Here is a 23,001-nt window from a genome sequence, read left to right on the forward strand (position 1 = left end):
TTTCATAGTGATTATTTGTTAGGATCTCGGAGGAGAAATCGTGTTTTTTAATGACCGACGTGAAGAACGTGCTGATAAACAAGCTATAGAACTTGATAATCAGCAGATACCACAACATATCGCGATTATCATGGATGGTAACGGACGCTGGGCCAAGGGACAGAATCTACCACGAGTTGCTGGGCATCAGCGTGGCATGGAAGTCGTTAAGGATATTACTAAGGCCGCCAGTGATTTAGGTGTTAAAGTTTTAACCTTGTATGCTTTTTCAACTGAAAATTGGAAACGCCCAGAAACAGAAGTTGGCTTTTTAATGAAATTGCCGGGCAAGTTTTTTGATACCTTTGTACCCGATCTGATCGCAAATAATATTCGGGTCAATGTAATTGGTTATGTTGATCAATTACCTGCTTACACACAAAAAGCTGTTCAAAATGCAATCGCACAAACAGCTAATAATACTGGTATGGTATTAAATTTTGCCCTTAATTATGGTGGACGAGCTGAAATTGTATCTGGTGTGCAGCAAATTGCCCAAAGAGTATTAAATGGCGAAATTAAACCAGAAGATATTGATGAGAATATGCTAACTCAATCTATGATGACAGCATCATTGAATGAGTATGCTGATCCAGATCTGTTGATTCGTACCAGTGGTGAAGAGCGATTGTCAAACTTTTTACTTTGGCAAATTGCGTATTCAGAATTTGTTTTTGTGGATGAGCACTGGCCTGAATTTACCGCAAATGTTTTGAAACGTGCGATTAAAACATATCAGTCACGTCATCGACGATTTGGTGGCTTATCAGAAAATAAGAGTGATAAAAAATAGGAGATAAAATAATGAAAACACGGGTAATTACGGCAGTGGTAGCATTGGCAATTTTTATACCCATTTTAATTGCAGGTGGGATTTGGATTCAGATTGCTGCATCAGTACTTGCCGTTGTTGCTGCATCAGAAGTTGTCTTGATGCGTCGAACATTGTTGGTTGACTTTGGTGCCATATTAACAATGTTAGGTGCGCTAATTATGACATTACCAACAGATATTTGGCATAACCTTGACTTGCCAGTAACACTGCAGCGTTCTTCTTTGCTATATATATTTGTTATTTTGATGTTGTTACATACAGTAGTCGCACGTAACAAGTTTAATTTTGAAGATGCTGGTGTGTTTACACTAACAATGATGTACGTTGGTTTAGGATTCAGCATGATGGTTACAGCACGTACGACAGGACTAGATACTTTAATGTATGCTTTCTTAATTGTTTGGATTACTGATTCAGGTGCTTATCTAGTTGGTAGAAAAATTGGTAAACATAAGTTGACGCCGATCTCACCAAATAAAACTTGGGAAGGGTCAATTGGTGGTAGTGTCATTGCGGTTATTGCAGCGGCAGTTTATACCTATTTCTTCCCACAAACATATAGTTGGTGGATTATGCTTGTGATCAGCATTATTCTTTCAGTTGCTGGTCAGTTTGGAGATTTGATAGAATCTGCATTGAAGCGTTTTTACCATGTTAAAGATTCGGGGTCAGTATTGCCGGGTCATGGTGGTATTTTAGATCGTTTTGATTCAATGCTAATTGTCTTACCAATTATGTACCTGCTTGGTGTTTTTTAATAAATTAATGATTAAAAAGGGCTGATGGTGAACGTCGCCCTTTTTTTGCTAGCTTACATTTATTTCAAAGCACTTTTGTTCGTACTATATTTTATTGTATACTAACCCTACTTAGACTGGGATGGAGATAAGGAATGACAGCAATTATTACATTTATTATTGTATTTGGGGTTATCGTGATTGTGCACGAATTTGGGCACTTTTACTTTGCAAAAAAATCTGGTGTACGTGTTCGGGAGTTTGCAATTGGCATGGGGCCAAAGTTATTGCAAACACAGCGCAATGGTACAACTTACACCTGGCGTATTCTGCCAGTTGGTGGTTATGTGCGGATGGCTGGTCGTGCCGATACTGAAGAAGAACCTGTTCAACCTGGGATGCCAATCACAGTTGTTCTAACTAATGGTGTCGTGACACGAATTAATTTATCAGAACAAGAAGAACTGGTTGGTGGCCGTACAATTACAGTTAATCAAATTGACTTAGTGGATGATATGTTTATTGAAGGATACTGGCCGAATGAAGAAGGATTGGTTCATTTACCTGTTGATCATGATGCTGAAATAATTGAGGCAGATGGTACGATGGTATTAGTGGCACCAAGGGATACACATATAGAGTCAGCGAAATTGTGGCAACGAGCATTAATTAACTTTGCGGGACCAATGAACAATTTTTTGCTGACACTTATCTTATTTATTGGTTTGGCATTTACTTTGCCTGGCGTGTCTACGACAACGGTGGATCAAGTTGCGAAAGATTCACCAGCTGCTATGGTCGGCTTGAAGCATAATGATACAATTACTGAAATAAATGGTAAAAAGGTTAGTTCATGGCAAAGCATGCAGAATACTATTCAGACATTACCAAATAAAAAGGTTGCATTAACTTTTGAACGCCATGGTCAAATAAAACACACAACATTGACACCTAAGGGGATTAAGAATGGTGGCATGATGATTGGTCAGATTGGTGTCACTTCTAAACAAACGACGGCATTAGGTGCTCGATTGCGGTATGGGTTCCAAGCAACTGCTCAATCGATGACACAGATTTTCCGAGCAATTAAAAACCTTGTGCAAGGCTTTTCACTTAATAAACTAGGTGGGCCAGTGGCTATCTATAAAAATACGTCAGAAGTAAGTAGCATGGGTATTTTAGCAATCGTATCATTTATGGCTTGGTTGTCCGTAAATTTGGGAATGATGAATTTAATCCCGATACCAGGTTTAGATGGTGGTAAATTGTTATTAAATGCTGTGGAAGCGGTTATTCGACGACCGGTGCCTGAAAAAGCAGAGTTAGCAGTAACGATGGTCGGCGTTGTGCTCCTCGTTATTTTAATGGTTGCGGTAACTGGTAACGATATTTTACGTTATTTCGTGAAATAGGATACTTGGAAGAAGCATTTAAAATGTCTGTGTTGTCAGTTTCGAGTAAACAAATGTGGTAAGATAGAAAAAGAATTTTAATGCACGAGTTGGTGCAAAGATTAGGAATGGGTATAAGTCATGAAACAATCAAAGGTTTTTATTCCAACGTTGCGTGAAACACCAGCTGATGCGGAAGTAATTTCCCATCAAATGATGTTACGTGCAGGATATGTTCGCCAGGTAACTGCGGGTGTCTACGCATACTTGCCATTAGCACAACGTGTACTAAATAAGATAAATGCAATTATTCGCGAGGAAATGGAAAAAATTGATGCTATTGAAATGACAGCACCAGTTCTTTTACCAGCAGAATTGTGGGAAGAATCAGGACGTTATGAAACTTATGGACCAAATTTGTTTAAATTAAAGAACCGTCATGGGCGTGATATGATTCTTGGTCCAACGCATGAAGAAACGATGACAACGTTGATTCGTGATGATATTAAATCATATAAGCGGTTGCCACTGACCCTTTATCAAATTCAAACAAAGTTACGTGATGAAGATCGCCCCCGTTTTGGTGTTCTTCGTGGCCGTGAATTTATTATGAAGGATGCTTATTCATTTTCAATTGACGAAGCTGGCTTGGATGATGCCTACAAGAAGATGGAAACAGCCTATGTTAATATTTTCAATCGCGTTGGGTTAGACTATCGCGTTATCGTAGGTGATGCTGGTGCAATGGGTGGCTCAGATTCTAAGGAATTCTCTGCACCAGCTGCAGCCGGTGAAGATACGATTGCCTATTCAGATGAGTCTGAGTATGCGGCAAACCTCGAAATGGCTAAAGATCTTTACACACCCAATAAGTCACATGCACCCTTGGCTGATTTACAAAAAATTGCAACACCTGAAGTCGCCACAATTGCTGAATTGGCAGATTATCTGCAAACTTCAGCGGATCAATTAGTTAAGACATTATTCATGATGGCTGATGGTGAGCCTGTTATGATCTTGGTACGTGGTGATTATGAAGTTAATGAAGTCAAAGTACAAAATTATTTGCACGCCGATGAATTGCGTCTAGCAACTGAAGAAGAAGCGCAACAATATTTAGGCGCACCATTTGGTTCATTGGGTCCGGTTGGTGTTGGTGAAGAAGTAAAAATTATCGCTGATGAGTGGGTAACAGATATGGCGAATATCGTCGTTGGCGGTAATGAAGCAGGCTTCCATTACTTAAATGCTAATGTTGATCGTGATTTCCGTATTGATGAAGTCGCTGACGTCCGTATTGCACGAGAAGGTGATCCTGCTATTGATAATAAGGGCCATTTGCAATTTACAAAGGGTATTGAAGTCGGTCATATCTTTAAGTTGGGAACGCGTTATTCTAAATCAATGGGTGCGCAAGTTCTAGATGCGAATGGACGTCAAGCAGACGTTATCATGGGGTCTTATGGGATTGGCGTTTCACGCCTTTTGGCAGCTATTGCCGAGCAAAATGCTGATGAACACGGACTATCATGGCCAGCAACCGTTGCGCCATGGGATGTTCATTTGGTTCCGATTAAGTACAAGGATGAGGTTCAAGCTAAATTAACGGATGATTTGAATGAAAGCTTAGTGGCAGCCGGCTATGAAGTTTTAGTGGATGATCGTAATGAGCGTCCAGGTGTTAAATTTGCTGATTCAGATTTAATTGGTTTGCCAGTTCGTGTAACCGTTGGTAAAAAAGCTAGCGATGGTATTGTTGAAGTTAAGTTACGTCAAGCTGATGAAGCAATTGAAGTTCGAGCAGATGAACTCGTCTCAACGCTTCAAGTCTTCTTGGATGGCAATAAAAATTAAATATTATTTGTCCGTTTATTCTTGTTTTAAGATTTTAGCTTTATAGTATAACCATCGATGAGGGATACAGAGATATCCTGTCGATACCCATAATGATTACTCATAACCTAGCAGGAATGCCCGTTCCTGCAACTACTCCTTAAATTGGTATATGTGAGTATACCGTTAATAATAGATAGGGAAGCCCATCCACATCTATTATCAATGATGACATAGCACTTTGAGTTATTCATCATTATTGAGAGGAAGCAATTGCCCATTGCTTCCTCTTTTTTGTGTTTAAAAATCAATTAATCGATTTGATATTTTCATGACTCACGAACAATGTATAATAGCAATAGATTGTAAAACAAATGAAAGGGGCTATAAGTGATGGCGTTGAACCCACAAGAACAATTTCAAATATTGTTACAACAGTTGCAATACGAGGAGGTGCCCGACATCTTCCAAGAAGCAACATTGACTAAGTTAACAATTCACAAGCAGTCTCGTATTTGGCAATTCCATTTAACATTACCTGAGTTACCTGATGTGACAACTTTGGCGACATTAATTAGTAAGCTCCAGATGACGTTTGCTAATGTTGCGGCTGTTAACTATGAAATTAATTTAACTTCACAGCCAAATTTGATACAAGCAGTTGATTATTGGCGGTGGGTTTTACAGCAACATCAAAATGAACCAGGTGCCTTCCAACAGGCATTCAGTCAAGTGATGCCAATGGTTCAGGATAATCAACTTTTTTTGAGTTTTGATTCACAAGCATGGGCAAATTATGCAAAACAGACTGGAATTAATTTAATTCAACAGACATACCGACAAATCGGTTTCAGTGAAAATTTGTCATTTGTCATTAATGTTGATGATGAACTAGTTGCGCAATCACAGGCTGAGGCGATGGCACAGCGGGCTTCACAAGATGAGCAGTTAGTACAGATGGCACAAGTTCAAATAGAACAGGCTTCTAAGCAACGCCATGCTGCTAATCATGGTGGTAGCAATGGCGGAAATAGTTTGGGACGTAAGATTGCCAATGATGCTGAAGTTACCGATATGATCAATATTATTGATGAAGAACGATCGGTTATTGTTGAAGGGTATGTATTTGATGCGGAAGTCAAGGTTCTTAAATCAGAACGTCAACTATTGACCATGAAAGTGACTGATTATACCAGTTCCTTTATCCTTAAGAAATTCTCGCGTGATGAAAATGACGAAGAATTCTTTGCAAATATAAAAGCCGGCATGTGGATTCGTGCTCGCGGCCCAGTACAACAGGATGATTTTTTGCATGATTTAACGATGATGGCATATGATATGCAGATAGTTAGTCACGAGCCGCGTGTTGACAAATATGAAGGCGAACAGAAACGTGTTGAATTACATGCTCATTCTTTGATGTCAACAATGGATGCAACTAACGGTATTAAGGATTATGTGAAGCAAGCAAGTGATTGGGGAATGGATGCCATTGCAATTACTGATACTGCTGGCGCGCAAGGATTCCCTGAAGCTGCTTCGTCAGCTGCAGCCAATGATGTCAAAATGATTTACGGTGTTGAAGTAAATCTTGTCGAAGATGGGGAACCGATTATATTTAACCCGTCACATGTTGAACTAGCCGATGCCGAATATGTTGTGTTTGACGTGGAGACGACTGGACTATCTGCTGCATATGACAAGGTAATTGAATTATCAGCAGTAAAAATGGTTAAGGGCAATGTGATAGCAGAGTTTTCTGAATTCATTGATCCAGGATTTTCATTAAGTCAGACAACAGTTGATTTGACATCAATTACGGATGATATGGTTCGAGGTTCAAAATCAGAAAAAGAAGTATTTACGGCCTTTCGTGAGTTCTATGGCGATGCCATCTTGGTTGGACATAATGTGACATTTGATATGGGCTTTATGAATGAAGGATACGAACGTCATGATATGGGATTAATTACTAATCCAGTGATTGATACATTGACATTGGCTCGTTTCTTATATCCAAACATGCGCTCGTACCGTCTGAACACTTTGGCAAAGCACTTTGGTGTGCTACTTGAACAACATCACCGTGCAATTTTTGATTCGGAGACGACCGGACATTTAAATCGCATCTTCTTGGAAGAAGCACGTGAATCTTACGGTATTACACATGCTGACCAATTGAATGATCACATGACAGACAATGATGCTTGGCGTCATGGTAGACCAAATCATGCGGTTGTTCTCGTTCAAAATCAGACAGGGGTTAAAAACCTCTATAAGTTAATTTCAGAATCTAACATTCATTATCTTTATCGCACACCACGAGTGCCACGTTCAGTGTTAAATAAGTATCGTGAGGGTCTATTGTTGGGTACAGGTGATAGTTCTGGTGAATTCTGGGAAGCGCTGATGCAAAAGGGTTATGCTGCTGCTAAAACTAAGGCGAAATACTATGATTATATTGAAATTCAACCATCAGCGAATTATTTACCACAAATAGAAGGCGAATTAATTAAAGATGAGGCTCGGTTGCGTGAACTAATGTTGCAGGCTGTTAAAATTGGGGATGAGTTGAATAAGCCAGTTGTTGTGACAGGGGATGTTCACTACCTAAATCCAGAAGATGGCATCTATCGCAAGATTTTAATTAGTTCACAGGGTGGGGCCAATCCGCTAAATCGGCATAGTTTGCCGGATCTTCATTTTAGAACAACGCAAGAAATATTGGATGACTTTAGTTGGATGAAGCCGGAATTAGCAAAGAAATTGGTGATTGATAATACACACGTAGTTGCCAATATGATTGATGATGTTGAAGCAATTAAATCAGGTAACTATCCACCAAATATGCCAACCGCAAATGATGAAATTCGACAAAAATCATACGAAACAGCTTATCGTATGTATGGTAATCCTCTACCAGAAATTGTCGAGGCGCGTATTGAACAAGAGCTGAATTCAATTATTAAGAACGGTTTCGCGGTTATCTATTTAGTTGCTCAGCGCCTCGTAGCAAAATCAAATAAAGATGGTTATTTAGTTGGTTCACGTGGATCCGTTGGGTCTTCATTAATCGCCTTGTTGATTGGAATTACTGAAGTGAATGCTCTACCACCACACTATCGTAGCGTGGCAGGGGATTATGTTGAGTTTGTTAATCCACGTGATTATGAATCAGGCTATGATTTACCAGAACGTTATAGTCCAATTGATGGCTCAAAATTGATTGGAGACGGACATAATATTCCTTTCGAAACTTTTTTGGGATTCAAGGGTAATAAGGTGCCAGATATCGATTTGAACTTTTCAGGTGACTATCAGCCATTTGCGCATAATTATATGAAGTCCCTGTTCGGAGAGAACAATGTTTTTCGTGCTGGAACGATTGCGACGGTGGCTGATAAAACAGCTTTTGGATATGTAAAAGCATATGAACGCGATCATGATCAGCAATTCAGAGGTGCGGAGGTCGAACGGCTGGCGATGGGTGCAACGGGTGTGAAGCGCACGACTGGTCAACATCCGGCTGGGATTTTAATTGTGCCCGATGATATGGAAATTTATGATTTTACGCCTATTCAATTTCCGGCTGATGATTTATCGGCTACTTGGCGAACAACCCATTTTGATTTCCACTCAATTCACGATAATATTTTAAAGATGGATATTCTTGGTCATGATGATCCAACGATGATTCGTGCGTTACAGGATATGTCTGGTATTGATCCAACGACAATCCCAATGAATGATCCTGGTGTCATGAGCCTATTTTCATCACCCGAGGCGCTTGGTGTTACTGAGGATCAAATCTTTTCAAAGACCGGTACATTGGGTGTACCAGAATTTGGAACAGCCTTTGTTCGAGGCATGCTAGAAGAAACGCACCCTAAGAATTATTCTGAATTACTACAAATTTCCGGATTATCTCACGGAACAGATGTTTGGCGTGGCAACGCTGACGAATTGATTGAACGTGGTGTAGCGACAATTGGTACGGTTATTGGAACCCGTGACAAAATCATGACCGACTTGATCAACTATGGTGTTAATCCAGAATCATCATTTCAAATTATGGAAAAGGTGCGTAAGGGTAAAGGAATTGTCGATGAATATCAAGCCGAAATGCGTGCAGCAGGGGTACCAGAATGGTATATTGAATCTGGTTTGAAGATTAAATATATGTTCCCGCGTGCTCATGCGGCCGCTTACGTGCTTATGGCGTTACGAATTGCATATTTCAAAGTTTATTTTCCAACGTTGTATTATGCAGCCTACTTTTCTGTCCGTGCAAGCAATTTTGATATTGTTTCAATGTCGCGTGGACTAAATAGTACAAAAGCTAAAATAATGGAAATCAAACATCAGGGTAATGATGCCTCTGCTAAAGATAAGGATTTATTGACTGTTCTTGAAATTGCAAACGAGGCCTTAGAGCGTGGAATTACCTTTAGTATGGTTGATCTATACAAGTCAGATTCAGATGAATGGTTAATTGATGGCGATACATTGATTGCACCGTTCAATTCTGTACCAGGTTTAGGCGACAACGTGGCAAAGCGGATTGTAGCTGCAAGAGCTGAGGGAGAATTCTTATCTAAAGAAGATTTAGCACAACGTGGTGGCATTTCAAAGACCTTGTTACAATTTATGGATGATAATGGTGTTCTTAATGGTATGCCAGATGAAAATCAATTGGCACTCTTTTAGTGAGAACGAGACAAACATCGTTTTCAAGCCGGTGTGTAACGTAGTTTTCGTCATTTTTGGCCGTAGCAAAGCGAAGGACAGAAATGTCGTAAATTGCGTTACATTGAGGCTTCAGACTTTTGGAACGCGTTTATGCTATCAAACTAACATGCTTTTAATTAATAACTTTTAGCACAAAAATTAGAGGCTGAGACAATATCTGTCCCAGCTTCTTTTTTAGTTACTAGTAAAATGACTTATATTCAGTCCATTTATGGAAAAAAGTATGCTATTTAGAGAATGGTAACGCAATATTAAAAATAAAAAATGAATTTATACTTAAAGTATAAAAGACTATTGACTTTCGTTTTATAAGTGTGTAGTATATATCAAGTTGGCAACGACATTGCATGAAATTAATTTGATAAAAACATCTTTTAAAAAGTTGTTGACAAATTGAATTGGTTTCTGTAATATAGATTAAGTTGTCAGCGAGACAACAACTGTTGATCATTGAAAACTGAATATCGTTTCGATGAAACAAATGTGTAGGGTCATCAAGTAATTTACTTGATACAAAAACATTTGCGAAGTCAATTCGCTAATAAATTCGTTTAACTTCTGTTAAACAAATAACAACAATTGAGTTATACTTAAACTTTTAAAATGAGAGTTTGATCCTGGCTCAGGATGAACGCTGGCGGCGTGCCTAATACATGCAAGTCGAACGCTTTGTCTTTAATTGATCTGACGAGCTTGCTCTAATTTGATTTTATCTGACAAAGAGTGGCGAACGGGTGAGTAACACGTGGGTAACCTACCTCTTAGCAGGGGATAACATTTGGAAACAAGTGCTAATACCGTATAATACCAACAACCGCATGGTTGTTGGTTGAAAGATGGTTCTGCCATCACTAAGAGATGGACCCGCGGTGCATTAGCTAGTTGGTAAGGTAACGGCTTACCAAGGCAATGATGCATAGCCGAGTTGAGAGACTGATCGGCCACAATGGGACTGAGACACGGCCCATACTCCTACGGGAGGCAGCAGTAGGGAATCTTCCACAATGGGCGCAAGCCTGATGGAGCAACGCCGCGTGTGTGATGAAGGGTTTCGGCTCGTAAAACACTGTTATAAGAGAAGAACGGCACTGAGAGTAACTGTTCAGTGTGTGACGGTATCTTACCAGAAAGGAACGGCTAAATACGTGCCAGCAGCCGCGGTAATACGTATGTTCCAAGCGTTATCCGGATTTATTGGGCGTAAAGCGAGCGCAGACGGTTATTTAAGTCTGAAGTGAAAGCCCTCAGCTCAACTGAGGAATGGCTTTGGAAACTGGATGACTTGAGTGCAGTAGAGGAAAGTGGAACTCCATGTGTAGCGGTGAAATGCGTAGATATATGGAAGAACACCAGTGGCGAAGGCGGCTTTCTGGACTGTAACTGACGTTGAGGCTCGAAAGTGTGGGTAGCAAACAGGATTAGATACCCTGGTAGTCCACACCGTAAACGATGAGTGCTAGATGTTCGAGGGTTTCCGCCCTTGAGTGTCGCAGCTAACGCATTAAGCACTCCGCCTGGGGAGTACGACCGCAAGGTTGAAACTCAAAGGAATTGACGGGGACCCGCACAAGCGGTGGAGCATGTGGTTTAATTCGAAGCAACGCGAAGAACCTTACCAGGTCTTGACATCCCTTGCCAATCCTAGAAATAGGACGTTCCCTTCGGGGACAAGGTGACAGGTGGTGCATGGTTGTCGTCAGCTCGTGTCGTGAGATGTTGGGTTAAGTCCCGCAACGAGCGCAACCCTTATTATTAGTTGCCAGCATTCAGTTGGGCACTCTAGTGAGACTGCCGGTGACAAACCGGAGGAAGGTGGGGATGACGTCAAATCATCATGCCCCTTATGACCTGGGCTACACACGTGCTACAATGGCATATACAACGAGTCGCCAACCCGCGAGGGTGCGCTAATCTCTTAAAGTATGTCTCAGTTCGGATTGTAGGCTGCAACTCGCCTACATGAAGTCGGAATCGCTAGTAATCGCGGATCAGCACGCCGCGGTGAATACGTTCCCGGGTCTTGTACACACCGCCCGTCACACCATGAGAGTTTGTAACACCCAAAGCCGGTGGGGTAACCTTTTAGGAGCCAGCCGTCTAAGGTGGGACAGATGATTAGGGTGAAGTCGTAACAAGGTAGCCGTAGGAGAACCTGCGGCTGGATCACCTCCTTTCTAAGGAAAATCGGAAACCTACACATTCAACGAAACGATATTTAGTTTTGAGTGGTTAACACTCAGCATTAGTTCTTTGAAAACTGAATCATAATTGTAAATTTTTAAATTCATTATAATTGATCAAATCAATTAAATTGAGCCGAAAAAATACACCGCGTAATTTTTTGAGTTTTTTAAATAAGTTTAAAATCGCTTGTGACCATTGAGTCACAATACTCAAACGAAATCATCAACGAAAGTTGATCGGTTAAGTTATTAAGGGCGCATGGTGAATGCCTTGGCACTAGGAGCCGATGAAGGACGGGACTAACACCGATATGCCTCGGGGAGCTGTAAGTAAGCTGTGATCCGGGGATTTCCGAATGGGGGAACCCAACTTGTGATGCAAGTTATCGTTTAATGAATACATAGTTAGACGAAGGTAGACGTTGTGAACTGAAACATCTCATTAGCAACAGGAGAAGAAAGAAAAATCGATTCCGTCAGTAGCGGCGAGCGAACACGGAGGAGCCCAAACCAGAGTGCTTGCACTCTGGGGTTGTAGGACTACCGTTGTGGAGTTACAAATTTGTTTATTAGCAGAATCAGCTGGGAAGCTGAGCGAAACAGGGTGATAGCCCCGTATGCGAAAGTAAGCAAACTCCCGTGTAGGATCCTGAGTACGGCCGGACACGTGAAATCCGGTCGGAAACTGCGAGGACCATCTCGTAAGGCTAAATACTCCCTAGTGACCGATAGTGAACCAGTACCGTGAGGGAAAGGTGAAAAGCACCCCGGAAGGGGAGTGAAAAAGTTCCTGAAACCATGTGCCTACAACAAGTTAGAGCCCGTTAATGGGTGATAGCGTGCCTTTTGTAGAATGAACCGGCGAGTTACGATACCATGCAAGGTTAAGGTGGAAAGACCGGAGCCGTAGCGAAAGCGAGTCTGAAATGGGCGTTTTAGTATGTTGTTGTAGACCCGAAACCAGGTGACCTACCCATGTCCAGGGTGAAGGTGCGGTAAAACGCACTGGAGGCCCGAACCCGTACATGTTGAAAAATGTTGGGATGAGGTGTGGGTAGCGGTGAAATTCCAATCGAACTTGGAGATAGCTGGTTCTCTCCGAAATAGCTTTAGGGCTAGCCTCGGAAGATAGCGTGTTGGAGGTAGAGCACTGTTTTGGTGCGGGGCCCATCTCGGGTTACTAAATTAAGATAAACTCCGAATGCCAATCACGTATGTCCGGGAGTCAGACAGTGAGTGATAAGATCCATTGTCGAAAGGGGAACAGCCCAGATCGTCAGTTAAGGTCCCTAAGTGTGTGTTAAGTGGAAAAGGATGTGAAGTTGCATAGACAACTAGGATGTTGGCTCAGAAGCAGCCACCATTTAAAGAGTGCGTAATAGCTCACTAGTCGAGTGATTCTGCGCCGAAAATGTACCGGGGCTAAACACACCACCGAAACTACGGGTGCCACATTAGTGGCGCGATAGGAGAGCGTTCTAAGGGCAATGAAGTCAGACCGTGAGGACTGGTGGAGCGCTTAGAAGTGAGAATGCCGGTATGAGTAGCGAAAGACAGGTGAGAATCCTGTCCACCGTATGACTAAGGTTTCCTGGGGAAGGCTCGTCCTCCCAGGGTTAGTCGGGACCTAAGGCGAGGCCGAAAGGCGTAGTCGATGGCTAACAGGTTGAGATTCCTGTACCAGGTGAACATGTTTGAACGATGGAGGGACGCAGAAGGCTAACAGAACCCAGCGGCTGGAAATGCTGGGCCAAGCAACAAGTCTTAGTGTGAGTCAAATGCTTGCACTTATACGGACAAGTTGTGATGGGGACCGAAATAAAGTAGGGAAGTCTGTGATGTCACGCTGCCGAGAAAAGCTTCTAGTTAGTGTTTACCTGCCCGTACCGCAAACCGACACAGGTAGTCGAGGAGAGCATCCTAAGGTGAGCGAGTGAACTCTCGTTAAGGAACTCGGCAAAATGACCCCGTAACTTCGGGAGAAGGGGTGCTCAGCGCAAGCTGAGCCGCAGTGAATAGGCCCAGGCGACTGTTTATCAAAAACACAGGTTTCTGCAAAATCGTAAGATGACGTATAGGGGCTGACGCCTGCCCGGTGCTGGAAGGTTAAAAGGAGTGCTTAGCTTCGGCGAAGGTACGAATTGAAGCCCCAGTAAACGGCGGCCGTAACTATAACGGTCCTAAGGTAGCGAAATTCCTTGTCGGGTAAGTTCCGACCCGCACGAAAGGCGTAACGATCTGGGCGCTGTCTCAACGAGAGACTCGGTGAAATTTAAAGACCCGTGAAGATGCGGGTTACCCGCGACAGGACGGAAAGACCCCATGGAGCTTTACTGTAGCTTGATATTGAGTGTTTGTGCAGCTTGTACAGCATAGGTAGGAGCCGTAGAAATCGGGACGCTAGTTTCGATGGAGGCAAACGTGGGATACTACCCTCGTTGTATGAACACTCTAACTCACACCACTAAGCGTGGTGGAAGACAGTGTCTGGCAGGCAGTTTGACTGGGGCGGTCGCCTCCTAAAAGGTAACGGAGGCGCCCAAAGGTTCCCTCAGAATGGTTGGAAATCATTCGCAGAGTGTAAAGGCACAAGGGAGCTTGACTGTGAGACTTACCAGTCGAGCAGGTACGAAAGTAGGGCTTAGTGATCCGGTGGTTCCGCATGGAAGGGCCATCGCTCAACGGACAAAAGCTACCCTGGGGATAACAGGCTTATCTCCCCCAAGAGTCCACATCGACGGGGAGGTTTGGCACCTCGATGTCGGCTCATCGCATCCTGGGGCTGTAGTCGGTCCCAAGGGTTGGGCTGTTCGCCCATTAAAGCGGTACGCGAGCTGGGTTCAGAACGTCGTGAGACAGTTCGGTCCCTATCCGTCGCGGGCGTAGGAAATTTGAGAGGAGCTGCCCTTAGTACGAGAGGACCGGGGTGGACGTACCACTGGTGTATCAGTTGTTCCGCCAGGAGCATCGCTGAGTAGCTATGTACGGATGAGATAAACGCTGAAAGCATCTAAGTGTGAAACTCGCCTCGAGATGAGATTTCCCATTCAGAAATGAAGTAAGACCCCTCAGAGATGATGAGGTAGATAGGCTAGAAGTGGACGTGCGGTGACGCATGGAGCGGACTAGTACTAATGGTTCGAGGACTTAACCAAGTAGCAAGTGGTGTAAGGCAAGAAAAACGCAATTATGATTCAGTTTTGAGGGAACTAAGTTCACTCAATAAAAAACGTGTCGTGATGATGGCACTGAGGTCACACCTGTTCCCATACCGAACACAGTAGTTAAGCTCAGTAGCGCCAAAAGTAGTTGGAGGATCGCCTCCTGCGAGGATAGGACATCGCGATGCAGATGAAAGCAGCTCACATTTTACTGTGAGCTGCTTTTTTATATTAAAAGACAGATAAATGAATGGTTTATGATTTGAAGTTTTGTGAATATAAAATGCGTGACTAGATTTTTGTGTATAAATTTATGGTGTTTAATGGACCCTAGTATAACTGCAATTAGTGTTTTATAAGTGTACTTGTTCATTGACGCTGTATTAAAATTCATGTATATATTTGAATAAATAGCAAATGGCATGTATTTCAATTATAGATTTTAGAAAATGCCACATTACATTCTGTGTTTATTTAAAAATGCATGCTGATTAAATATTGAATAATTTTACGGTGGTTTAGTATTTTCAATACGGATGGGAGATGCTTATGGATTTACAACTAAAGGATAAGGTCGTATTAGTGACCGCTTCTAGTCAGGGATTAGGTTTTGCAAGTGCTAAAAAGTTTTTAGAAGAGGGGGCAAAGGTACTGATTACAAGCCATAATTTAGAACATTTACGCATTGCTTATCAGAAATTGTTGCCAATAACGAAAGCAAGCCATTTGTCGTATGTCGTGGCGGATTTAACTAGTACATCAGATATTGAAAATTTAATAGCCACCACGCATAAAAAATTCGGTTTGATCGATATTGTTATTAATAATACAGGTGGACCAAAAAGTGCGGAATTTGAGGCGCTTAGTGAAGACGACTGGACTGATGCGTATGAACTTATTTTAAGAAGTGCTGTGCAAATGATACGATCAGCATTACCTGATTTAAAAAGGACGCAAGGTGTCATTATTAATAGTGTTTCAGCTTCAACCAGGCAACCATTACCAGGACTTATATTATCAAACACGTTTAGAATGGCTATCCTGGGACTTTCTAAAAGCTTGGCAAATGAATTTGGTCAGTATGGCATTCGAGTAAATACAATTTCACCAGGTCGGATAGCAACTAATCGAGTCCAAAGTTTAGATGAGTTGAATGCAGAAAAAAGTAGGCAGTCAGTTGCATCGATTCGCCAGCAGTCTGAACAAACAATTCCTTTAGGTCGATATGGAGAACCCGCAGAATTCGCAAGTGTCGTGACATTTTTAGCCTCTAATGTCAGTAATTATATTAATGGTAGTAATATTTTGGTAGATGGTGGTCAGATACAAAGTTATTAAGATATAACTTGGTTAAACATTCTTATGTATAATAATATGGTATAAACAATTTTAAGAAAAATAAGTAGAGGTCAAAGATGAGTCACATTGATTTACAAAATGGGATCGACTATCGTAATTTGGGTGCTGATTTTAAGGGCATGACCAATGAACAAATCATGCAAGCATTAGATCAACGGCGTGGAGATATGATAACAGTATTGCAAAATCTGACGCATGACTTTAATAAAGCGACAGCAGTTAGAAATCATAATGCGTTTTCAGGGCGCGAAATTGTCTTTTTAAACCCCGATAATCCAATGGATAGTGATAATCCGGAAGGCGCTAAAAAATGGAATAAAACCGGCGCTGTGGGTGCGCAACATTATGAACATATTAGCCATCATCGTATATTGGACTATCAAAAATTATTTGATCAATGGCATGAAGAAGGTTACACAATATACGCGGTTGATAATACACCCGGTTATGAGTTACATAATGTTTTTCAAGTGAAGTTCCCTAAAAAGAGTGTATTTTTATTTGGTGAGGAACAAATTGGTTTAGCAGATGAGTTGATTCAGGCAGCTGACCAGATGATTTATATTCCGCAGACAGGATCAGTTCGTTCGTTGAATGTTTCAGTTGCACACGGCATCATTGCTGCTTTATACACTGCCCAATATCCTGTACCTGAGGACAAATAAAAAATGCGAAACGCACTAATGCCAGTGCGTTTCGCATTTTTTATTAAGTATTAATATCCTATAGAAGAAGCTCAAATTCTAGGTTATTATATTGGTCACGTTCACGTATTTGATGGTAACCGAACTCTTGCTCTGTACGTTCAAGTAATTCAGTATGCCAAGTGATTTTTTCGGCAAAGTTAGCAAACATATCTTCTTTTAAACGATTGACTAATGAAAGAAACTTTTGTCCTTCTTCAGCAGTCATTGATACATATAGGCGCTCATCATTACCAAATTTTTTTGAAATGCGCTTCAACTTAATGTTCATAACCTGACGAGTATAGGCAGGATTTCTATTTAGGCGAACACTGACATTAATGTGGTTATAGTGTGAATTTCGACTATACTGTAATAACATAGCTAGAAATTTTTCAGGATCTATTTTGTTTGTATTTGTTGACATATGGGCATCCTTAATCTTTAAAAGTTCTTTTCAAATAGTATAACACGTAATAATTTTTATTTTTTAAAACAGTATGAAAAAAACTATTGCGTTCTAATTCATATAGGGGTATTATATAAAAGTTGTCTTTTACAGAGGCTAAGCAACAGATAATAATTTAAGCTATTTTAATATTTACTTATATAAAACGAGTAATATTTTAGCAATAAATTATATTCAATTATTAATAGATTTTCTTTAAGAAACCTATTGACAATTGCGAACTGCTTCTGTAATATAGATTAAGTTGTCAGCGAGACAATAACTGTTGATCATTGAAAACTGAATATCGTTTCGATGAAACAAATGTGTAGGGTCATCAAGTAATTTACTTGATACAAAAACATTTGCGAAGTCAATTCGCTAATAAATTCGTTTAACTTCTGTTAAACAAATAACAACAATTGAGTTATACTCAAACTTTTAAAATGAGAGTTTGATCCTGGCTCAGGATGAACGCTGGCGGCGTGCCTAATACATGCAAGTCGAACGCTTTGTCTTTAATTGATCTGACGAGCTTGCTCTGATGTGATTTTATCTGACAAAGAGTGGCGAACGGGTGAGTAACACGTGGGTAACCTACCTCTTAGCAGGGGATAACATTTGGAAACAAGTGCTAATACCGTATAATACCAACAACCGCATGGTTGTTGGTTGAAAGATGGTTCTGCTATCACTAAGAGATGGACCCGCGGTGCATTAGCTAGTTGGTAAGGTAACGGCTTACCAAGGCAATGATGCATAGCCGAGTTGAGAGACTGATCGGCCACAATGGGACTGAGACACGGCCCATACTCCTACGGGAGGCAGCAGTAGGGAATCTTCCACAATGGGCGCAAGCCTGATGGAGCAACGCCGCGTGTGTGATGAAGGGTTTCGGCTCGTAAAACACTGTTATAAGAGAAGAACGGCACTGAGAGTAACTGTTCAGTGTGTGACGGTATCTTACCAGAAAGGAACGGCTAAATACGTGCCAGCAGCCGCGGTAATACGTATGTTCCAAGCGTTATCCGGATTTATTGGGCGTAAAGCGAGCGCAGACGGTTATTTAAGTCTGAAGTGAAAGCCCTCAGCTCAACTGAGGAATGGCTTTGGAAACTGGATGACTTGAGTGCAGTAGAGGAAAGTGGAACTCCATGTGTAGCGGTGAAATGCGTAGATATATGGAAGAACACCAGTGGCGAAGGCGGCTTTCTGGACTGTAACTGACGTTGAGGCTCGAAAGTGTGGGTAGCAAACAGGATTAGATACCCTGGTAGTCCACACCGTAAACGATGAGTGCTAGATGTTCGAGGGTTTCCGCCCTTGAGTGTCGCAGCTAACGCATTAAGCACTCCGCCTGGGGAGTACGACCGCAAGGTTGAAACTCAAAGGAATTGACGGGGACCCGCACAAGCGGTGGAGCATGTGGTTTAATTCGAAGCAACGCGAAGAACCTTACCAGGTCTTGACATCCCTTGCCAATCCTAGAAATAGGACGTTCCCTTCGGGGACAAGGTGACAGGTGGTGCATGGTTGTCGTCAGCTCGTGTCGTGAGATGTTGGGTTAAGTCCCGCAACGAGCGCAACCCTTATTATTAGTTGCCAGCATTCAGTTGGGCACTCTAGTGAGACTGCCGGTGACAAACCGGAGGAAGGTGGGGATGACGTCAAATCATCATGCCCCTTATGACCTGGGCTACACACGTGCTACAATGGCATATACAACGAGTCGCCAACCCGCGAGGGTGCGCTAATCTCTTAAAGTATGTCTCAGTTCGGATTGTAGGCTGCAACTCGCCTACATGAAGTCGGAATCGCTAGTAATCGCGGATCAGCACGCCGCGGTGAATACGTTCCCGGGTCTTGTACACACCGCCCGTCACACCATGAGAGTTTGTAACACCCAAAGCCGGTGGGGTAACCTTTTAGGAGCCAGCCGTCTAAGGTGGGACAGATGATTAGGGTGAAGTCGTAACAAGGTAGCCGTAGGAGAACCTGCGGCTGGATCACCTCCTTTCTAAGGAAAATCGGAAACCTACACATTCAACGAAACGATATTTAGTTTTGAGTGGTTAACACTCAATTGGAAGTCATAAGATTCGACCTGGGACTGTAGCTCAGCTGGTTAGAGCGCACCCCTGATAAGGGTGAGGTCGGAGGTTCGAGTCCTCTCAGTCCCATAATGGGGAATTAGCTCAGCTGGGAGAGCACCTGCTTTGCAAGCAGGGGGTCATCGGTTCGAACCCGATATTCTCCATAGCAACCATCTGGTTGTTAATTAGTTCTTTGAAAACTGAATCATAATTGTAAATTTTTAAATTCATTATAATTGATCAAATCAATTAAATTGAGCCGAAAAAATACACCGCGTAATTTTTTGAGTTTTTTAAATAAGTTTAAAATCGCTTGTGACCATTGAGTCACAATACTCAAACGAAATCATCAACGAAAGTTGATCGGTTAAGTTATTAAGGGCGCATGGTGAATGCCTTGGCACTAGGAGCCGATGAAGGACGGGACTAACACCGATATGCCTCGGGGAGCTGTAAGTAAGCTGTGATCCGGGGATTTCCGAATGGGGGAACCCAACTTGTGATGCAAGTTATCGTTTAATGAATACATAGTTAGACGAAGGTAGACGTTGTGAACTGAAACATCTCATTAGCAACAGGAGAAGAAAGAAAAATCGATTCCGTCAGTAGCGGCGAGCGAACACGGAGGAGCCCAAACCAGAGTGCTTGCACTCTGGGGTTGTAGGACTACCGTTGTGGAGTTACAAATTTGTTTATTAGCAGAATCAGCTGGGAAGCTGAGCGAAACAGGGTGATAGCCCCGTATGCGAAAGTAAGCAAACTCCCGTGTAGGATCCTGAGTACGGCCGGACACGTGAAATCCGGTCGGAAACTGCGAGGACCATCTCGTAAGGCTAAATACTCCCTAGTGACCGATAGTGAACCAGTACCGTGAGGGAAAGGTGAAAAGCACCCCGGAAGGGGAGTGAAAAAGTTCCTGAAACCATGTGCCTACAACAAGTTAGAGCCCGTTAATGGGTGATAGCGTGCCTTTTGTAGAATGAACCGGCGAGTTACGATACCATGCAAGGTTAAGGTGGAAAGACCGGAGCCGTAGCGAAAGCGAGTCTGAAATGGGCGTTTTAGTATGTTGTTGTAGACCCGAAACCAGGTGACCTACCCATGTCCAGGGTGAAGGTGCGGTAAAACGCACTGGAGGCCCGAACCCGTACATGTTGAAAAATGTTGGGATGAGGTGTGGGTAGCGGTGAAATTCCAATCGAACTTGGAGATAGCTGGTTCTCTCCGAAATAGCTTTAGGGCTAGCCTCGGAAGATAGCGTGTTGGAGGTAGAGCACTGTTTTGGTGCGGGGCCCATCTCGGGTTACTAAATTAAGATAAACTCCGAATGCCAATCACGTATGTCCGGGAGTCAGACAGTGAGTGATAAGATCCATTGTCGAAAGGGGAACAGCCCAGATCGTCAGTTAAGGTCCCTAAGTGTGTGTTAAGTGGAAAAGGATGTGAAGTTGCATAGACAACTAGGATGTTGGCTCAGAAGCAGCCACCATTTAAAGAGTGCGTAATAGCTCACTAGTCGAGTGATTCTGCGCCGAAAATGTACCGGGGCTAAACACACCACCGAAACTACGGGTGCCACATTAGTGGCGCGATAGGAGAGCGTTCTAAGGGCAATGAAGTCAGACCGTGAGGACTGGTGGAGCGCTTAGAAGTGAGAATGCCGGTATGAGTAGCGAAAGACAGGTGAGAATCCTGTCCACCGTATGACTAAGGTTTCCTGGGGAAGGCTCGTCCTCCCAGGGTTAGTCGGGACCTAAGGCGAGGCCGAAAGGCGTAGTCGATGGCTAACAGGTTGAGATTCCTGTACCAGGTGAACATGTTTGAAAGATGGAGGGACGCAGAAGGCTAACAGAACCCAGCGGCTGGAAATGCTGGGCCAAGCAACAAGTCTTAGTGTGAGTCAAATGCTTGCACTTATACGGACAAGTTGTGATGGGGACCGAAATAAAGTAGGGAAGTCTGTGATGTCACGCTGCCGAGAAAAGCTTCTAGTTAGTGTTTACCTGCCCGTACCGCAAACCGACACAGGTAGTCGAGGAGAGCATCCTAAGGTGAGCGAGTGAACTCTCGTTAAGGAACTCGGCAAAATGACCCCGTAACTTCGGGAGAAGGGGTGCTCAGCGCAAGCTGAGCCGCAGTGAATAGGCCCAGGCGACTGTTTATCAAAAACACAGGTTTCTGCAAAATCGTAAGATGACGTATAGGGGCTGACGCCTGCCCGGTGCTGGAAGGTTAAAAGGAGTGCTTAGCTTCGGCGAAGGTACGAATTGAAGCCCCAGTAAACGGCGGCCGTAACTATAACGGTCCTAAGGTAGCGAAATTCCTTGTCGGGTAAGTTCCGACCCGCACGAAAGGCGTAACGATCTGGGCGCTGTCTCAACGAGAGACTCGGTGAAATTTAAAGACCCGTGAAGATGCGGGTTACCCGCGACAGGACGGAAAGACCCCATGGAGCTTTACTGTAGCTTGATATTGAGTGTTTGTGCAGCTTGTACAGCATAGGTAGGAGCCGTAGAAATCGGGACGCTAGTTTCGATGGAGGCAAACGTGGGATACTACCCTCGTTGTATGAACACTCTAACTCACACCACTAAGCGTGGTGGAAGACAGTGTCTGGCAGGCAGTTTGACTGGGGCGGTCGCCTCCTAAAAGGTAACGGAGGCGCCCAAAGGTTCCCTCAGAATGGTTGGAAATCATTCGCAGAGTGTAAAGGCACAAGGGAGCTTGACTGTGAGACTTACCAGTCGAGCAGGTACGAAAGTAGGGCTTAGTGATCCGGTGGTTCCGCATGGAAGGGCCATCGCTCAACGGACAAAAGCTACCCTGGGGATAACAGGCTTATCTCCCCCAAGAGTCCACATCGACGGGGAGGTTTGGCACCTCGATGTCGGCTCATCGCATCCTGGGGCTGTAGTCGGTCCCAAGGGTTGGGCTGTTCGCCCATTAAAGCGGTACGCGAGCTGGGTTCAGAACGTCGTGAGACAGTTCGGTCCCTATCCGTCGCGGGCGTAGGAAATTTGAGAGGAGCTGCCCTTAGTACGAGAGGACCGGGGTGGACGTACCACTGGTGTATCAGTTGTTCCGCCAGGAGCATCGCTGAGTAGCTATGTACGGATGAGATAAACGCTGAAAGCATCTAAGTGTGAAACTCGCCTCGAGATGAGATTTCCCATTCAGAAATGAAGTAAGACCCCTCAGAGATGATGAGGTAGATAGGCTAGAAGTGGACGTGCGGTGACGCATGGAGCGGACTAGTACTAATGGTTCGAGGACTTAACCAAGTAGCAAGTGGTGTAAGGCAAGAAAAACGCAATTATGATTCAGTTTTGAGGGAACTAAGTTCACTCAATAAAAAACGTGTCGTGATGATGGCACTGAGGTCACACCTGTTCCCATACCGAACACAGTAGTTAAGCTCAGTAGCGCCAAAAGTAGTTGGAGGATCGCCTCCTGCGAGGATAGGACATCGGATGCAGATGAAAGCAGCTCA

Annotated in this window: 8 protein-coding genes, 2 tRNA genes and 6 rRNA genes; 15 read left to right on the forward strand and 1 reads right to left on the reverse strand. The window is 43.1% G+C overall.

What is annotated here, in order from left to right; all coding sequences use genetic code 11:
* Window positions 1-40: 40 nt before the first annotated feature.
* The 10 genes from ACQ4QH_RS01945 to ACQ4QH_RS01990 all read left to right on the forward strand — a co-directional run bounded on the left by ACQ4QH_RS01945 (window position 41) and on the right by ACQ4QH_RS01990 (window position 16,952).
* Window positions 41-832, forward strand: a complete 792-nt coding sequence (locus ACQ4QH_RS01945) for an isoprenyl transferase (protein ID WP_439819101.1) — start codon at window positions 41-43, stop codon at window positions 830-832.
* Window positions 833-843: 11 nt separating this feature from the next.
* Window positions 844-1,632, forward strand: a complete 789-nt coding sequence (locus ACQ4QH_RS01950; RefSeq protein ID WP_439819102.1) for a phosphatidate cytidylyltransferase — start codon at window positions 844-846, stop codon at window positions 1,630-1,632.
* Between the two features lie 134 nt (window positions 1,633-1,766).
* A complete protein-coding gene (gene rseP, locus ACQ4QH_RS01955; protein WP_439819103.1) occupies window positions 1,767-3,023 on the forward strand; it encodes an RIP metalloprotease RseP in 1,257 nt (418 codons plus the stop codon).
* Window positions 3,024-3,143: 120 nt separating this feature from the next.
* A complete protein-coding gene (locus ACQ4QH_RS01960; protein ID WP_439819104.1) occupies window positions 3,144-4,856 on the forward strand; it encodes a proline--tRNA ligase in 1,713 nt (570 codons plus the stop codon).
* Window positions 4,857-5,228: 372 nt separating this feature from the next.
* Entirely contained in the window at window positions 5,229-9,542 is a 4,314-nt protein-coding gene (locus tag ACQ4QH_RS01965) for a PolC-type DNA polymerase III (RefSeq protein ID WP_439819105.1), read from the forward strand.
* Between the two features lie 641 nt (window positions 9,543-10,183).
* Window positions 10,184-11,758, forward strand: a 16S ribosomal RNA gene (locus ACQ4QH_RS01970).
* A gap of 248 nt (window positions 11,759-12,006) precedes the next feature.
* Window positions 12,007-14,922 (forward strand): 23S ribosomal RNA (locus ACQ4QH_RS01975).
* A gap of 77 nt (window positions 14,923-14,999) precedes the next feature.
* Window positions 15,000-15,116: ribosomal RNA gene (gene rrf, locus ACQ4QH_RS01980) — 5S ribosomal RNA — on the forward strand.
* The 16S, 23S and 5S rRNA genes sit together here, the layout of an rRNA operon.
* A 361-nt stretch (window positions 15,117-15,477) precedes the next feature.
* Window positions 15,478-16,266, forward strand: coding sequence for an SDR family oxidoreductase (locus tag ACQ4QH_RS01985; protein ID WP_439819106.1), 789 nt, complete (start codon window positions 15,478-15,480; stop codon window positions 16,264-16,266).
* 77 nt (window positions 16,267-16,343) lie between these two features.
* Window positions 16,344-16,952, forward strand: a complete 609-nt coding sequence (locus tag ACQ4QH_RS01990; RefSeq protein WP_439819107.1) for a TrmH family RNA methyltransferase — start codon at window positions 16,344-16,346, stop codon at window positions 16,950-16,952.
* A gap of 58 nt (window positions 16,953-17,010) precedes the next feature.
* Here the strand turns inward: ACQ4QH_RS01990 and ACQ4QH_RS01995 are convergent, their stop codons facing one another.
* On the reverse strand, window positions 17,011-17,397 hold the full coding sequence (locus ACQ4QH_RS01995; protein ID WP_439819108.1) for a hypothetical protein: 387 nt from the start codon (window positions 17,395-17,397) through the stop codon (window positions 17,011-17,013).
* A gap of 463 nt (window positions 17,398-17,860) precedes the next feature.
* On the opposite strand from ACQ4QH_RS01995, the gene ACQ4QH_RS02000 reads away from it, so the two are divergent.
* From ACQ4QH_RS02000 to rrf (ACQ4QH_RS02020), 5 genes are all read left to right on the forward strand, one after another.
* Window positions 17,861-19,435: ribosomal RNA gene (locus ACQ4QH_RS02000) — 16S ribosomal RNA — on the forward strand.
* An 89-nt stretch (window positions 19,436-19,524) separates the two neighbouring features.
* Window positions 19,525-19,598, forward strand: a tRNA-Ile gene (locus ACQ4QH_RS02005).
* A gap of 4 nt (window positions 19,599-19,602) precedes the next feature.
* Window positions 19,603-19,675 (forward strand) — tRNA-Ala (locus ACQ4QH_RS02010).
* 201 nt (window positions 19,676-19,876) lie between these two features.
* A 23S ribosomal RNA gene (locus ACQ4QH_RS02015) occupies window positions 19,877-22,792 on the forward strand.
* Between the two features lie 77 nt (window positions 22,793-22,869).
* A 5S ribosomal RNA gene (gene rrf / locus ACQ4QH_RS02020) occupies window positions 22,870-22,985 on the forward strand.
* Window positions 22,986-23,001 lie beyond the last annotated feature (16 nt).

The organism is Weissella paramesenteroides (genome assembly GCF_051903945.1).
Lineage (GTDB): Bacteria > Bacillota > Bacilli > Lactobacillales > Lactobacillaceae > Weissella > Weissella paramesenteroides_A.

What these genes read in the sequence shown, in the direction of transcription:
- ACQ4QH_RS01950 (WP_439819102.1), top strand. Translation starts at nt 844, where the DNA reads ATGAAAACACGGGTAATTACGGCAGTGGTAGCATTGGCAATTTTTATA.
- rseP (WP_439819103.1), top strand. Translation starts at nt 1,767, where the DNA reads ATGACAGCAATTATTACATTTATTATTGTATTTGGGGTTATCGTGATT.
- ACQ4QH_RS01960 (WP_439819104.1), top strand. Translation starts at nt 3,144, where the DNA reads ATGAAACAATCAAAGGTTTTTATTCCAACGTTGCGTGAAACACCAGCT.
- ACQ4QH_RS01965 (WP_439819105.1), top strand. Translation starts at nt 5,229, where the DNA reads ATGGCGTTGAACCCACAAGAACAATTTCAAATATTGTTACAACAGTTG.
- ACQ4QH_RS01985 (WP_439819106.1), top strand. Translation starts at nt 15,478, where the DNA reads ATGGATTTACAACTAAAGGATAAGGTCGTATTAGTGACCGCTTCTAGT.
- ACQ4QH_RS01990 (WP_439819107.1), top strand. Translation starts at nt 16,344, where the DNA reads ATGAGTCACATTGATTTACAAAATGGGATCGACTATCGTAATTTGGGT.
- ACQ4QH_RS01995 (WP_439819108.1), bottom strand. Translation starts at nt 17,397, where the DNA reads ATGTCAACAAATACAAACAAAATAGATCCTGAAAAATTTCTAGCTATG.